The organism is Magnetofaba australis IT-1, assembly GCF_002109495.1.
Lineage (GTDB): Bacteria > Pseudomonadota > Magnetococcia > Magnetococcales > Magnetococcaceae > Magnetofaba > Magnetofaba australis.
In genome coordinates, this window is record NZ_LVJN01000020.1 from 1,240,202 (window position 1) to 1,254,599 (window position 14,398).

At 59.6% G+C, this 14,398-nt stretch carries 9 protein-coding genes and 1 pseudogene; all 10 read left to right on the forward strand.

What is annotated here, in order from left to right; translation table 11 throughout:
* Positions 1-31: 31 nt before the first annotated feature.
* The 10 genes and pseudogenes from MAIT1_RS17590 (at position 32) to MAIT1_RS17635 (ending at position 14,390) form a co-directional block, all read left to right on the forward strand.
* Entirely contained in the window at positions 32-2,629 is a 2,598-nt protein-coding gene (locus MAIT1_RS17590; protein WP_158089597.1) for a polysaccharide biosynthesis tyrosine autokinase, read from the forward strand.
* Positions 2,630-2,826: 197 nt separating this feature from the next.
* On the forward strand, positions 2,827-3,513 hold the full coding sequence (locus tag MAIT1_RS17595) for a hypothetical protein (RefSeq protein WP_143814912.1): 687 nt from the start codon (positions 2,827-2,829) through the stop codon (positions 3,511-3,513).
* Between the two features lie 12 nt (positions 3,514-3,525).
* Complete coding sequence (locus tag MAIT1_RS17600; RefSeq protein ID WP_143814913.1) at positions 3,526-5,043, forward strand: O-antigen ligase family protein; 1,518 nt, start codon at positions 3,526-3,528, stop codon at positions 5,041-5,043.
* Between the two features lie 154 nt (positions 5,044-5,197).
* Positions 5,198-7,549 carry a FecR family protein gene (locus MAIT1_RS17605; RefSeq protein ID WP_143814914.1) on the forward strand — a complete coding sequence of 784 codons (2,352 nt, stop codon included), beginning with the start codon at positions 5,198-5,200 and terminating at the stop codon, positions 7,547-7,549.
* Positions 7,550-7,809: 260 nt separating this feature from the next.
* Positions 7,810-8,793, forward strand: coding sequence for a malate dehydrogenase (locus MAIT1_RS17610; protein ID WP_085444854.1), 984 nt, complete (start codon positions 7,810-7,812; stop codon positions 8,791-8,793).
* Between the two features lie 60 nt (positions 8,794-8,853).
* Positions 8,854-10,044 (forward strand): cofactor-independent phosphoglycerate mutase, encoded by a 1,191-nt coding sequence (locus MAIT1_RS17615; protein WP_085444855.1) that lies wholly within the window; start codon positions 8,854-8,856, stop codon positions 10,042-10,044.
* A gap of 135 nt (positions 10,045-10,179) precedes the next feature.
* Positions 10,180-11,052 (forward strand): delta-class carbonic anhydrase, encoded by an 873-nt coding sequence (locus MAIT1_RS17620; protein WP_085444856.1) that lies wholly within the window; start codon positions 10,180-10,182, stop codon positions 11,050-11,052.
* A gap of 294 nt (positions 11,053-11,346) precedes the next feature.
* Positions 11,347-12,127: pseudogene (locus MAIT1_RS17625) on the forward strand (IS110 family RNA-guided transposase).
* Between the two features lie 760 nt (positions 12,128-12,887).
* Positions 12,888-13,298: a hypothetical protein gene (locus MAIT1_RS17630; RefSeq protein WP_085444857.1), complete on the forward strand. Its 411-nt coding sequence runs from the start codon at positions 12,888-12,890 to the stop codon at positions 13,296-13,298.
* 39 nt (positions 13,299-13,337) lie between these two features.
* Positions 13,338-14,390 (forward strand): hypothetical protein, encoded by a 1,053-nt coding sequence (locus MAIT1_RS17635; RefSeq protein ID WP_085444858.1) that lies wholly within the window; start codon positions 13,338-13,340, stop codon positions 14,388-14,390.
* Positions 14,391-14,398 lie beyond the last annotated feature (8 nt).

Below are 14,398 nucleotides of genomic sequence, written 5' to 3' on the forward strand. Positions count from 1 at the left end.
CCATACTCCTCGGCACGTCCATGAATCGCCTATGGCGGGCGCCCCCGTCAATCCCATGCCGCCCATGGCTCCGCTGCAAGGGTCCCCCGTCGCAGCGGGACCTGCGCCGCTGGCGCCGTTGGATGCCGAAGGCGAGGGCGTCAATTTCAGCTTTTACTGGTTGACGATCCTCAAGCGCAAATGGCAGATCCTGTTCATCACTTTTGCCGTGCTGATCCCTGTTGCGATCTACGCCTACTCACTGCCGCAACTCTATAAAGCCGACACCTTGGTGATGATCGAGCCTGATACGCCAAAGGTGATTGCATCGCTGGAGGAGGGCTTTGGCGTTGAGTCGGGCGGACGCGACTTCTTTTTGACCCAGATTGAATTGTTGCGCTCTCGGCGTCTGGTGGATGAGGTGATCCGGCGTCTCTCATTGACGCAAGAGCCGGAGTACAACGCGAGCCTCAAACAGCCGGCAAAGCCATCATTGCTGCGCGAACTGTTGCCGCAAGAGTGGTATGCGATGCTCAGCAATCCCGGAGACGCGGATCAGGGTGACCCGGCAAACAGCCTGGATTTCAAAAAAGGTTCGCCCGCCTATGAGAGCTTGGCGCAACGCGTAACCGACGGCATCGAAGTGGAGGCGGTGGGACGCAGTCAACTGATTCGCATCTCCTTTGTCTCTCGTTCGCCCGAATTGGCGGCAAAAATCACCGGCTCCATCGCCGAAACCTACATTGATCAGCAGTTGGAATCCAAACTGGAGATGACACAGTACGCCGCGACCTGGCTGACCGATCGCCTGGAGGGGCTGCGTCAGACGTTGGAGAAATCCGAAGCCGAGTTGCAGGCGTATCGCAAGGCCTCGGGCATTCTGTCACAGGCGTCCAACACCAACACAATGGGAATGCAGCAGCTGGACGCCATCAACGCACAGTTGATTGACGCGCGCGCCAAGCGGCTGGAAGCCCAATCCCGTTACGACAATATTGTGAGCTTGATGCGCAAGCATCGCAATCGACCGTATGAATTGCCGCTCACTGATAGCCCGCTGTTGCTGGATCTCAAAAAAGAACTCAGTACGGTTGAACGGTCATTGGCGGAGTTGAATGAGCGCTATGGGCCGAAACATCCGCGCATTATCAGCACGGAAAAAGAGGCGCGCCAATTGCGCACGAAAATCGCCACAGAGATTCGCCGCACATTGGAAAAGCTCAAGCAGGATCTGGATGTGGCGCGCGAGCAGGAGAGACAGATTCAGCAGCACATCGACTCGCAGAAGAATCAGATTCAAAACTTGCAGAGCAAAGCGTTCCGCCTGAATAAACTTGAGCGCGAAGTGGAAGCGAATCGCCAGCTCTACGACCTTTTCCTCAAGCGCTTTAAGGAAACCGATGTCATCGGTGGCTTACAGTCCGCCGGGGCGCGGATCGTCGAGCCTGCGCGGGTGCCGCTGTATAGCTTCAAGCCCAACAAGCGGCTCTATATTCTACAAGGTTTGGCCGCAGGTCTGATTTTGGGCGTCATTCTGGTTCTGGTGCTGGAGGGTATGGACCACACCATTAAAACCCCAGAAGAGCTTGAGGCGCTCACTCATGCGCCCATGTTCGCCATGTTGCCGCTGCTGACCAAGCAGAGACGCGATAACGCCGAACCTGAAGAGATGCAGATACGTCACCCGAAGTCCAACTATTCGGAAGCCGTCAGAAGTTTGCGCACCGCGTTGATGTTTTCCGGGATCGACCAGCCGCATAAAGTGTTCATGGTGACTTCCGCCGTGCCGGAAGAGGGCAAAACGACGGTGGCGATCAATCTCGCTCAGGCGTTTAACCAAGGGGGAGAGCGCACGCTGTTGATTGAAGCGGATCTGCGTCGCCCGCGATTGGCCAAGATTTTTGATGCCGGCGCCGATCAAGGCGCGACCAGCTATCTGTTAAACGAAATTGAGCAGTCTGACTTCGGCTTGGTGGGCGATGGCGAAACCGCTTCGAGCGCCAGCGCGCAGACGGCCGCCCCCAGTGCTGGCGGCAAAATTGAGCCGCTGATGGATTTTGATCTGGGGCAAAGCAAAAGTATCGCTGCGTCCGCGTCGGCGCCATCCGAAGCGAAACCGTCGCCCTCTGATGGAGCCAAGCCAGCGGCCAAACGGGATGATGACGCCGAATACGAACTGCTGTCTCGCTATATTATTGAGTCGCGCAGCGGTTTGCATGTGCTGGTGAGTGGACCGACGCCGCCATTCCCCAGTGAAATTCTGGGCTCGCGAAAATGGCGCGAAATGTTGCGTATACTCCGCGCCCGATATGACCGCATCATTATTGACGCGCCGCCCACGCTGATCGTGACGGACTCACAGGTTCTTGGCGAACAGGCCGATGCTGTGGCGTTTGTGGTGAAGGCCAATAAGGCGAACAGCACGACGGTATTAGGCGCGCTCAAGCGGCTGCATAACTATCGCATTAATGTGGTGGGGTGTGTGCTCAATACAGTGGATATGAAACGATTGTCGTACTACACCAACCGCTACCGCTACGGCTATGGGTACGGCTATGGGTATGGCGGCTATGGGTATGGCTACCGAGGCGGCTATGGATACAGCTATAGCTACGCCAAACAGGATCAGGGCTACGGCGAAAATATCTAATGCGTGGGAGTGGTTTTGTGCGGGCGGACCTCTTTCGATACTCCCCATCCGCCATCCACGTGTTGCACAAGTGACAATGTTTTGTCTTCACTTGGTGACGAGAGCTGAAACGGTTGCTGAAGATTATGGTTTCGCTACGTGCAGGCAGGCTTTTTCCGCTTTCAAAATTACTGTTGCTGCTGTGTGGCGTTGTGCTGTTGGCGTTGGCGTTTGTGGCGGCGCGCCATATCGCGAGCGATGTCTACCGGGAGTTGGCGGAAAGCCTGATTCAAAGCGAGTTGACCCCAGACGCGACGCGCGAACAAAACGTCGAGACGCTGGAGCATGGCGTCAATCTACTGCTAAAAGCGCAGCAGTTTAACTCTGAAAACCCCGACCTGAATTTAGACTTGGGCGATCTGTATCTGCGTCTGGCCGCCCTGTTTCCGCAACCAAAATCCCAGCAGATTGCGCAGTTGTCGGTGGATCAATATCGACAGGCTCTCAAAAAGCGCCCGACATGGCCGTATGCCTGGATCAATCTGGCCAATGCGCAGCGCAAAGCATTGGCTCCGGCGCAGGCTGTGTTCGCGAGTTTGGAGCGCGCAATGACCCTCGGTCCTTGGGAACTCACGCTGCAGTTGGGCGTCCTGAGGCTGGGCATGCCGATGTGGGGGGGGTGGAGCGCAGAGCAAAAGCGTCTGCTGCGTGGCGCGATGGGTCGCGTGGCCACTGCGCCAGATTTGCAAAACAAGCTGGTGCTCGCTGTGTTGCGTTATGGTCTGGAGAGTGAGTTGCGCTTTGCGGTCAATGAGAGTCCTGAGATCATTCGCGCCATAAACGCCTTAAAGTCACAGGCGCGAACTGTGGCCCCGTCGCGTGGTCGGGCGGTTGGTTTGAAGTGAGGAGCGCGCGCGTTGCAGCAGTCAAACACTGATTCCGCACAGTCAGAGAAAACGCCGCGAGCGCAGCGGTGGATTCTGTATGGGTTTGCCGCCACTTTGATTTGGGCGCCGATTCCCCTGGGCAGTAACCGGCCTTGGTCTTGGTCGTTGTTAGAATTGTTGCTGTTTGTTTTGGCCGCGCTCTGGTGTGTTCAGCACGTGGCGTTCGTTTCCGCGCCGGCGGTTTTTTCCAACGCTTCCACCCGTGCGCGCTCTGCGCAAATCTGGGTGCTGGCTTTGTCCGCTATCTGGTGCCTGTATCCATTGGTCCAATTGGTTGATGTTTCAGCGTTCACTCTCCAGCTCTTTTCGGAGGCTGGGGCGTCGTTGCGCCAATATGTCGGTCAAGGAGAAACGGCGCAGCCGCTCTCGTTAGCGCCTTTTGCCTCCTTCTCCCAATGGTTAAAGGTCGTCGCCTATGGGTGTGGGATGTGGTTGAGTTATGTCCTGTTCAATACCCGCCAGCGTCTACAATTCGCTCTGCAACTCCTGTTCTTTGTTGGTGTGCTCAACGCGCTATATGGCATTGGCGCCGCCTTTGGATGGTGGCGTGCGCCGTTCATGCAATTTTCAAACGTTGTTGTGGCCAATGAGTCGGTTTCCGGCACTTTTGTGAACCGAAATCACTTTGCGGGATTGTTGGAGTTAACGATTCCTGCTGGGCTTGCGCTGTTGATGATTTTCGCGTCGCCCAACCGCGGCGTCACGGCTAACTCCTGGTCAGAGCGTTTGGACCTCTGGTTGCAGGGGGTGAGCGGCATCCGCGGCTATCTGCTGTTGGCGTTGGTGGTGACGATGTTGGGATTGATGCTCAGTCAATCGCGCGGCGGCGCCATCGCGTTATACGCGGCTTTTCTCATTATGATCGCTTTGACTTTTGTGCGTCGCTATCGCTCATCACGGGAGCGGGTTCTGGTGGCGCCAATGCTGGTATTGGGCGTTATCCTCGGCGGCGTAATGGGGGTTGGCGCCATTAAAGAGCGCATTGTGAATGCGGATGTTGGCGACATGCAGCGTGTCTACGTCTATGAAGCCGCAGAGAAAAAGATCCAAGACTACCCGCTGTTCGGGGCCGGCGGCGGCAGCTTCGCCTACACTTTCCCGTACTATCGAACTGCAAAAATTGATGCGTTTTACGATCATGCCCACAATGATTATTTGGAATTCATCGCGGACTATGGCTATGTGGGATTCATCTTTCTGGCGGCGCCAGTCCTGTTCGTGTTTGCGGTGATGGTCCGTGCTTTCATCACGCGTCGTGATAAGCTTGTGCGCAGTGTGGTGTTCGCCTCTCTCACCGGCATGCTCTCCTTGTGTTTTCACGGTTTGGTGGATTTTAATTTCCAGATTCCCTCCAATACGCTCTATTTCTGTGTGCTGATCAGCTTGGGGCTGCGTGCGGCCGGGTTGCCGTCTGAATCCCGACGTCATCGTCGATCCCGACGGAGCAGACCAAAAAATGCTGTCGAGCAAGAGGCGCTGGCAGGTTAACTGGGCGCTTTTGTCAGATATTCTCTTAACATTTCTTCTTCATACAGCTAGCATGAGATTGTGCCGCACTATCTGGCTATGGTGCGTGGACCGGATGCATTAGCTCGCATTCTTCATGCTCTATCTGGCGTGGAAGCGAAATGGGGAGAGTACCGTGCGCATCGATTTGACAGTCCTATTCCTGGCGGCGACTCTGCTGCTTTCTGTTGGGAGCCCGGATCCCGCTTTCGCCGCGGCGCCATTTGCAGGGCGCATCGCGTTTGCCCAGAAGGATGTGCGCATCGCCGCTGCAGATGGCCAAATCCAGACTGCGGCGAAAGGGGACAAACTGTTCCCTGGCCAGAAGGTGATCACTGGCCGTCAGTCGCGCGCGGTGCTGCGCTTTCGTGACGGCTCAATTCTGACGCTGGGACCAGATGGCGAATTCGCCGTCAAACAGTTTGCCTTCAGCCCGCAAAAAAGCGGGTTGAAAAAAGATATGAAAGTGCTGAGCGGCGCATTCCGATATATTTCGGGATTTGCCGTCAAACGGAAGGACGTGACGCTGCGTACGCCGGTGGCTTCCATGGGGGTGCGCGGCAGCGTGGTGGAAGGGGTCGTCAGCGAGAACGTGCCCAACTTCGTCAATGTGCCCCAAGGCTCGGCGCAGATGAGTGTGGATGGCGCCAGCGTCAATGTGAAAGGCGGGCAATCCAGCATCGGCGTGGCGGGGCGTCGACCGACGCCGCCGACAGCCGTGCCGACAGAGGTGCGGGCGCAGGCGATTCAATTCATCCAAAAAGAGTTGGGTGAGGATCTGCCGCCGTTGCCGGAGCTGACCGCCGAGGAGATGAAAGAGGATGCCGAGGCCAACCGACAGGCGCTGGCTCTGCAGTTGACTGAGCAGCCGGACGCCACAGGCGGAGCCCCTGTGCAGCCGCTCTCTCCGACGGACGATTTTGTCCCTGCGCCAACGCCGGGGCAGATGTCCAGACTGCTGGATCATCTGGAGCGCGTAGCGCAACTGGCCGGACAACTGTTTGACCGCGTGGTGGCCCAGGCATGGGCGTTCCCGCTGATCAGCGAAGCTCAGGCCGCCGGTCAGGAGGAGGTGCTGGAGGCGGTCAATCTGCTGACGGAGGCGGCGCAGTTGGGTCTTTTATCCTTGCCGGAAGGGGCGACTTTGACGGGCGAGCAGCGCCAGTTCCTAGCGCAAGCGGCGGCGGCGTTCCCACAAGCGGCGGCCGTGATCCAAACACATGTTGCGCGGCAATTGAATGTGAGCACGCAGACAGTGACCACCAGTGCGCGTCAGGTGACTGCGGCCACAGCGCGCAATGCGGCGAACCAGACGGAAGTTGCGCAGGTTGTGGCCAACGCGATTCAAGCGGTGCAGACCGTAGCGGCGACCACGCCGACGCAATTCACCAACGTGATTGTCACCACGGCGGTGCAAGAGACCAATGCCCCGGACGCCACAAAAGCGGCGGCGCAGATCTCTGCTGTGGCCGCCAAGGCCGATCCGACCATTGCGGCCACCGCTGCTGTTAGCGCTGTGAACGCATTGCCTGCTGGGCAGCAGGCGGCGGCGGCGGCGCGTATTGGCGCCACCACCGCCACTTCCGCCCCGGAGCGCGCGGCGGAAGTGGCTGCCGCCGTTGCCCGTCAGCAACCGACCGAGGCGGCGAAAATTGGCGCGGCGATCACCCAGGTCGCCACGCAAAAAAAACCGACCACGGCGGAGCAGGCGAAAGCTGCTGCTGATGTCGCTGTAGCGGTGGCTCAGACCAATCCCGCGCAAGCGGCATCCATTGGCGCTGCGATCGCCAAAATCGCCACGCAAGCAACAGCAGCCAAAGCCACCCAAGAGGGGGGCGATTCCGCAGCCGCCCAGGCGAAAGCCGCTGCCGACGTGGCGGCGGCTGTGGCGCAGGGCAATCCGACCCAAGCCGCCAAAGTGGCTGCGGCTGTGACCAAGGCGACCGGGACTGCAAACGCAACCGCGGTGGCGGCGGCGGTGAGTACTCAAGCTGGCGTCGCGCAAGCGGCGAAAGTGGCGGCGGCGGTGGCGAAAGTGGCGCCGACGCAGGCTTCTCAGATCGCCGCCACGGTGGCGCAGAGTGCTGGCGAGGGCGTGAATGCCGGCGCGATCGCGGCGGCAACCGCACAGGCTTCAGGCGCGCCAGTGGCGGATGTGGCCGCAGCGGTCGCGCAGGCGTCCAATACCACGGCTGAGGCGGTGCAGCAGCAGGCTGCCCAAGCGCAAACGGAAGTGACTGAAGCGGTGCAGGAGGCGGGCGCCGCGGAAGCGGACGCCAATGCCGCAGAGGCGGATGTCAACGCCGCCGCCACAGAGGCTGAAACCACGCAGGCTGAGGCCGCCACCGACGCCAATGAAGCCGAACAGGCGGTGGATGAGCTTCCAGTGCAGCAGAATCAGGATCAGAACCAAGATCAGAATGAGGATCAGCAGGATACGTTCCCAGATCCTGTGACGCCGACCCCGGATAATGCCAGTGCGAGTTGATTCCCGCGTTAAGCGCTGTGGCGGGCTTGCCTTGCGCAGCGCTTAACGCGATCGCTTTGCAGTGAATCGGTCTGCTTGATAAATCAGTGTCTTGCGTTGACAGTTTGGTGAATTCACAAGAGCAACCCTTTCCCCATGGGAGAGGGATTGGGTAGAATTTATAAACGACGGTATCACTTGCGTGAATGGTTGAGGCCCTCGATTGAGGCTGCCGCGACCGCGTGCGGTGAATTCTGCTCAACCCTTTGAAGGAGAACGTTATGTCGCAGCCCATTCGCGTCGCAGTCACCGGCGCCGCAGGGAATATCGCCTACGCCGCCCTGTTTCGTCTGGCCAGTGGCGAGATCTTTGGCCCCGACCAACCGGTGATTCTCAGCATGCTGGAGATTCCGCCAGCCATGGGCGCGCTCGAAGGGGTGATGATGGAGCTCGAGGACTGCGCGTTCCCCACACTGGCGGGCATGGCCGCCTATGATGATGCGGAGAAGGCGTTTGATGGCGTCAACTGGGCGCTGCTGATCGGTTCGCGTCCGCGGGGGCCCGGCATGGAGCGCAGCGACCTGCTGCTGGCCAATGGCCCGATCTTTGTCGGTCAGGGCAAGGCGCTCAACCGCGCCGCCGACGATGTGCGCATCGAGGTGGTGGGCAACCCCTGCAACACCAACTGCCTGATCGCCTCCTCCAATAGCGATGTGCCCGCCGAGCGCTTTTCGGCCATGATGCATCTGGACCAGAATCGCGCTCAGAGCATGTTGGCGGGCAAAGCGGGCGTGCCGGTGGCGGATGTTAGCTGCGTGACCATTTGGGGCAACCACTCGGCCAATCAGGCGCCGGACTACGGCAACGCCAAAATCGGCGGCAAACCTGCGCCGCAGGTGATCTCTGACACGGCGTGGTTTACCGACAGCTTTATGCCGGACATTCAAAAACGCGGCGCCAAGGTGATTGAAGCGCGCGGCGCCTCCAGCGCCGCTTCCGCCGCCAACGCCTGTTTGGATGACGTGCGCGCCTTTTCACGCCCCACTCCGGAAGGGAACTGGTTCTCCTCTGCAGTGGTCTCACATGGCGCATACGGCGTGGATGAGGGCCTGATATTCGGTATGCCCCTGCGCTCCACCGGCAATAAGGATTGGAGCGTGGTGGAGGGGCTCTCCATGGAGGCCCCGGTAAAAGCGCAGTTTGATAAAGTTCTTGAAGAGTTGCGCCATGAGCGCGACGTGGTGAAAGAGCTGCTCAAGAAGTGATCTCTCCTCTGACCACCCGCCGCGCGCTGCGCGGCGGGTCGGACCCTGGATGATTCTCCCATGAAATACGCCATTCTGTTAGGCGACGGCATGAGCGATCGGCCCATGCCGGAATTGGATGGGGCCACGCCGCTGATGCGCGCGCGCACCCCCAATCTGGACCGTATCGTATCCCAAGGCGTGGGCGGCTGGTCGCGCAATACTCCGGACGGGTTTGAGCCAGGTTCTGATGTGGCCAATCTGGGCGTGCTCGGCTATGACGTGCGCACCGGTTACACCGGGCGCAGCCCGTTGGAGGCGGCGGCGCTGGGCATCGACTTGCAACCTACCGATGTGGCGTTCCGCTGCAATCTGGTGACTCTGCGCAATGACCTGTCGGTGATGGATGACTTCTCAGCCGGTCACATCACCAACGAGGAGGCCGCTAGCATCATCGCCACGCTGCAACAGGAACTGGGCTCTGAGCAGTGGACGTTCCACCCTGGGGTCAGCTATCGCCATGCGCTGATCTGGCATCACGGCAGCGAGGCGCTCTCCGCCACGCCGCCCCATGATATTCATGATCAGCAGGTTGCCGACTACCAGCCCAAAGGCGAGGCCGCCGACGCGGTGCGCGCCCTGATGCAGGCGGCGGAGCCGATTCTGCGCGACCATCCTGTCAATCAAGCGCGCATTGGCCGTGGAGAGAAGCCCGCCAACGCCATCTGGTTGTGGGGCCATGGCCGACGTCCGCAATTGGAGAGTTTCCGCTCGCTGTATGGTTTGAGCGGGGCCATGATCACCGCTGTGGATCTGATGCGCGGCATCGCCGCCAATATCGGCTTTGAGAATATCCACGTGGATGGCGCCACCGGCTGGATCGACACCAACTATGCGGGTAAGGCGCAGGCGGCGCTGGCGGCTTTGGCGCGTCACGATCTGGTGTTCGTGCATGTGGAGTCGCCTGATGAGTCAGGGCATGCCGGACGTCTGGACTATAAAATTCAGGCAATTGAGGATTTCGACGCCAAAGTGGTCGGTCCGGTGCTCGACGGTCTGGAGGCCATGGGGCAGTACAGGGTGGTGAGTCTGCCCGACCACCCCACGCCGGTGGCTACGCGCACGCACAATATGGACCCGGTGCCGTTCGCCATGTGCGGGACCGGCATCGCGCCAGATTCCAACCAAGCTTACGATGAGCATCTGCTGCAGAGCGGCAGTCTCACCTTCAACCCCGGTATGGGGATGATGGCGCGGTTTTTGTCAAAATGAGCGTCCCATGAGCTGATCGTTTTCCATACGCCCGCACGGCACACGCTGTGCGGGCGTTTTTGTTCACGTCCTGGGCGCCAATTGGCGTTGGCCATGACATGATCACCCACTGCTCTATTCACTCTGGAGAGAACTATGAAGAAAATGTCGGTGTTGGCTCTGTTGTCATCGGTGGCTCTGGCTGCCTCCGCGCAAGCCTCCAGCCATGGCGGCGGGCATCATGGCGACCATGGTTCGGTGGATGACGGCGTCATCAGCCAGCAGCGCGCGGCATTGGCCAAGAGCACGCAGGGGCAAGGGTTTGGTCCACAGGCGCCGCGTGATATTGACGCCAAGGCCGGAAGCAATACGTTGACCTTCGCCACAGCGCCTGCTTACACACAGATGAATCTGTGCAATATCCATTTTCATAAGAACGCCGAGCATAAAGGCGGCGAATTCACCAAGTTCGCGGGTAATGGCGATGGCCACGGGTATCTGAGTGGCTATCAATACGCCGGGCATCTGAGCGAAGCGGAACTCAAGCCAGCGTCCCATGAAATCTGCCCCAGCGAACACGGCAGCCTTTATCCCGGCGACACCATTGAAGTGCATTACGTGCACTCCACCGCGCAGATCACTCCGGGCCACACTCTGGGCGCTTGTCTGCACGAAGCGATCAAAAACCCGCAACTGCGCGTGGAGGCCCAGGTCTACGTACTGACCAATGATGGCAAAGGTCTGGACTTCGCCATGCTCACCAAGCATGGCGTGAAGGATGGTCTGCAGCAGGCGTTGAACATCCCCGCCGACACCGGAACCCCCGTCAATTACGCGGGCTCCACCACGGGTCCTGGCTACAATGAAAAGGGCTCGCCGTTCCAGGTCTCCTGGAGCGTGCGCCCCAAAGTGGCCAAGGTGGACATCAACAGTGTGGGCGAGTGGTGCAAGGGCAATATCTACAAAGAGGATCACGCTCATGGCGTGCGCAATCTGGTGATGAATCCGGCGCTGCTGTCGCCGATGTAAGCAGCGGATCCATCCGCGACGCAAAGGGCCCGCCACGTTTGTGGCGGGCTTTTTTTTGCCTGATGAGATCGATTTTGCCATGCGATCCCAAAATCGTACAAAACGGCCAATGTTTGCGTAACGTAGTTTGAGCTTGCGCTGACTATTGGCCTCCGGCTGGCCGGAGGCGGGATTCTTAAGGGTCTGTGACCCTTAAGCGGGTGTAATGGAATGGTCCGCTCCGCTACCCAAACGGCCTCGCAATGGGCCAAGATGGTGGTGTGTTTTTCCATCTAAACGGAGTCGGAGCGGACCATGAGCAATCATATCGAAAACGGACAGGTACGGGTACTGGGGATTGATCTGGGCAAGAGCGTGTTTCAGTTGCATGGCGTGGATGCGCGCGGCAAGAGCGTTCTGAAACAGCGCTTGAAACGAGATAAGTTACTGGAGTTCATGGCGCAACTGCCGCCGTGCCTGGTGGGGATGGAAGCCAGTAGCGGCGCGCATCACTGGGCGCGGAAATTTCAGGGATATGGGCATGAAGTGCGTTTGATGGCGCCGCAATATGTGAAGCCCTACGTGAAGCGGCACAAGAACGACAGCGTGGACGCTGAGGCGATATGTGAAGCGGTACAGCGTCCGAATATGCGTTTTGTGGGGATCAAAAGCGTTGCCCAGCAAGAAATTCTAGCGTTGCATCGGGTGCGCAGTCTGGCGGTGAAGAACCGCACGGCGTTGGTGAACCAGATTCGCGGACTGCTTGCCGAGTATGGGATTGTCTTTCCCAAGAGCATCAAACAGGCGCGGCGGGCGATTGTGCTGATTTTGAGTGAACTCCACAGGGGGCAAGGCGTGGCTGACGGGGATCAGCAAGCGGGGAAACGGTTATCTTCGCACCCTGTTGATTCATGGGGCGCGGGCGGCGTTGCGCGTGTGTGAAAACAAGCCGTATCGCCGCAGCCAGTGGGCAGTGTCGGTGTCGGAACGTCGCGGCGCAAATAGAGCAGTGGTGGCGCTGGCCAACCGCATGGCGCGCAGCGCGTGGGCGATGCTGGTGAAGCAGGAGGCCTATGGGGCCAGCGCCGCTGTGTAGAGAGAGCGCAATACAACTCTAAAAGAAAAACAGGCCGATAAGGAAAGAGAAAGAGATCCCACCAGCCAGGTTGCGAGAGAGAGTCGAGATTGATGGCGTGAAACGGCATAGCCCTGCGTGGTCAAGAACCTGTTTCGCCCAAGGGCCCATTGAGGCCGAGGGTGTGTTGAGGAGGGCCACGCGCAAATTCCATCAGGGCCAGAGGGCGACAAGCCCCTCATCAACAGGCCGGATACATGGGCGCGACTAAGCCTCACACATCAGTGGACATTTTCTCTTGCCGTGGCGGAGCGGACCATACATGGGCGGAGCCCACGGTTTGGATTTTGACTTTGGGAGCTCGAGGGCGTAGCCCTCGATATCTTTCATGACCAATCCTCAAACTGTCCGATTCTGACTTCAACCGACAATAACTATGGGCCGCCGACTGGTCAGCGGCGGGGTGATTCGGGCCATCCATGGCCCTCACCCTTCGGGCTCGCTGCGCGAGTCCGATTCGGCAATCCTGCCGAATCGTCTGGGGGCTGCGCCCCCAGCGGCCACAGGCGAAGCCGTATCTAATAGATTGGGCAGCGCCCCATGGTGTGGACGTTGGGAGCTCGAAGGCGGAGCCCTCGATATCATCTATTTTCCCATTCTGAAAAGCCTGATTTTGGATTTTTTTGGTGAGTATTTTGTTGAACTCTGCAATTCAGAGTAATACTCTGTGTTTTAGAGGCCTCTGCAATGCAGAGTTAAGTATCCAAACAGGAGGATGATCATGAAAAGCCGTTTTTACGTTGTGAGCAGAGCGGCGGCGCTGGCGCTGCTGAGTGGTTGCGCGGGAATGACCCAGGGGCCGGATGCTGCGCGGTTGCAGAGCCTGCCGGTGGTTGCGTATGGACAGACGCCGCAGACAGAGGAGTATGTGACGCACTTTGCCAAAGGCTCGGATGCGCCGATGGCGTTCACCGTCCAGGGAACCCTGCTGCAGCAGCCGCAAACCCTCACAGGGGTGGCGAAAATGGGTCGTGACCTGTGGGTCTATCGGCAGTGGATGAGTTATGATCGTCAGCGCTGGATAAAAGGTGGGGAGGGGATTGCAATCAAGGTCGATGTGCAGCTGCCGCAATGGGGCGAAACGCGTCCGTCACGGGTGGTGATGACACTGGATGCGCGCAATCCACAATAAACGGCGGCGGCGACTGAGCGAGCCCATGAGGAGCGGATGATGTCAGAACAGCAGATCACGCCCCAAAGTCAACTGGACGCCATTCACGCCATGCTCGATGAGAGTCGGCACAGCGTGCGGGTGGATGGGCACACCCTGACGATTTGGGGCGTGGCGGGGGGCCTGTTGTGTGTGGTGGGGGATCTGTGGATCACCCATGAGAACTTTCCCGAAGCGTGGATGCGGGCGTTGGCGGTGTTGGGGCTGGTGGGCGGCGTGTTGGCGCTGGCTGCGGGATTGGATTGGCGTATGACGCGCCGCGCGCATCAGTTGCAGGAGCGTACGCTCAGTTTTGTGCATCAGCGCGTGCGCCGCGTGTGGTGGTATCTGATGGGGCTTGGGGTGGCCATGAACGTGGGCATGGTCATCTTTGGCGGCGGCTTTCTGAGCTACAGTATGTGGCTGTTCTTGGTGGGGCTGGCGCTGGTGGTGCAAGGGCTGTTTTCGCGCCAGCCGTTGATCCCGCTGGGGGTGGCGTTTCAGGTGATCGCGGTGGGGATGCTCGCCAGTGGGGTGGAGTACGTGGCGCTGCGCTGGATCACCGCCATTGTATTGGGCGTCGGGCTGCCGCTGGCGGCGTGGATGCTGCCGCGTTTGGAGAGCGCGCAGGCGGTGGCGCGCCATTGGCTCGCCATGGGGGGGTGGTTGGCGCTGATGACGGCATTGAGCGTGGCGAGCGTCTCTCTGCTACGGGCGACGTCGGCTCCCGCTGGCGCGGAGATCCCTTTGGCGCAATGGCGCGCGGGCGGCGCAGTGGCCCAGGGGCCTGCGGTGTTGGCCCTGCCGCCAGGGGCGGCGCTGCCGTTGACGCTGACCTTCAACAGTGATGCGCTGGAGCGCCCGTTGACCGTGGAATCGGAGGTGAAATTGACCCGCCCCCTGTGGGTGGAGATGGTCAGTGGCGAGCCGGGCGCGCGGTTGCGCAGCGGGGCGGGACCGTGGCGCAAATCCCTGTATGCGCTGCGGGTGCGGCAGCTCTCATTCCGCGCCCAGGCAGATGCTGAGGCCGGCTTGCGGCTGCAGGCGAGCATGCGCATGGATGTGCGGGAGTAGGCGGCGCC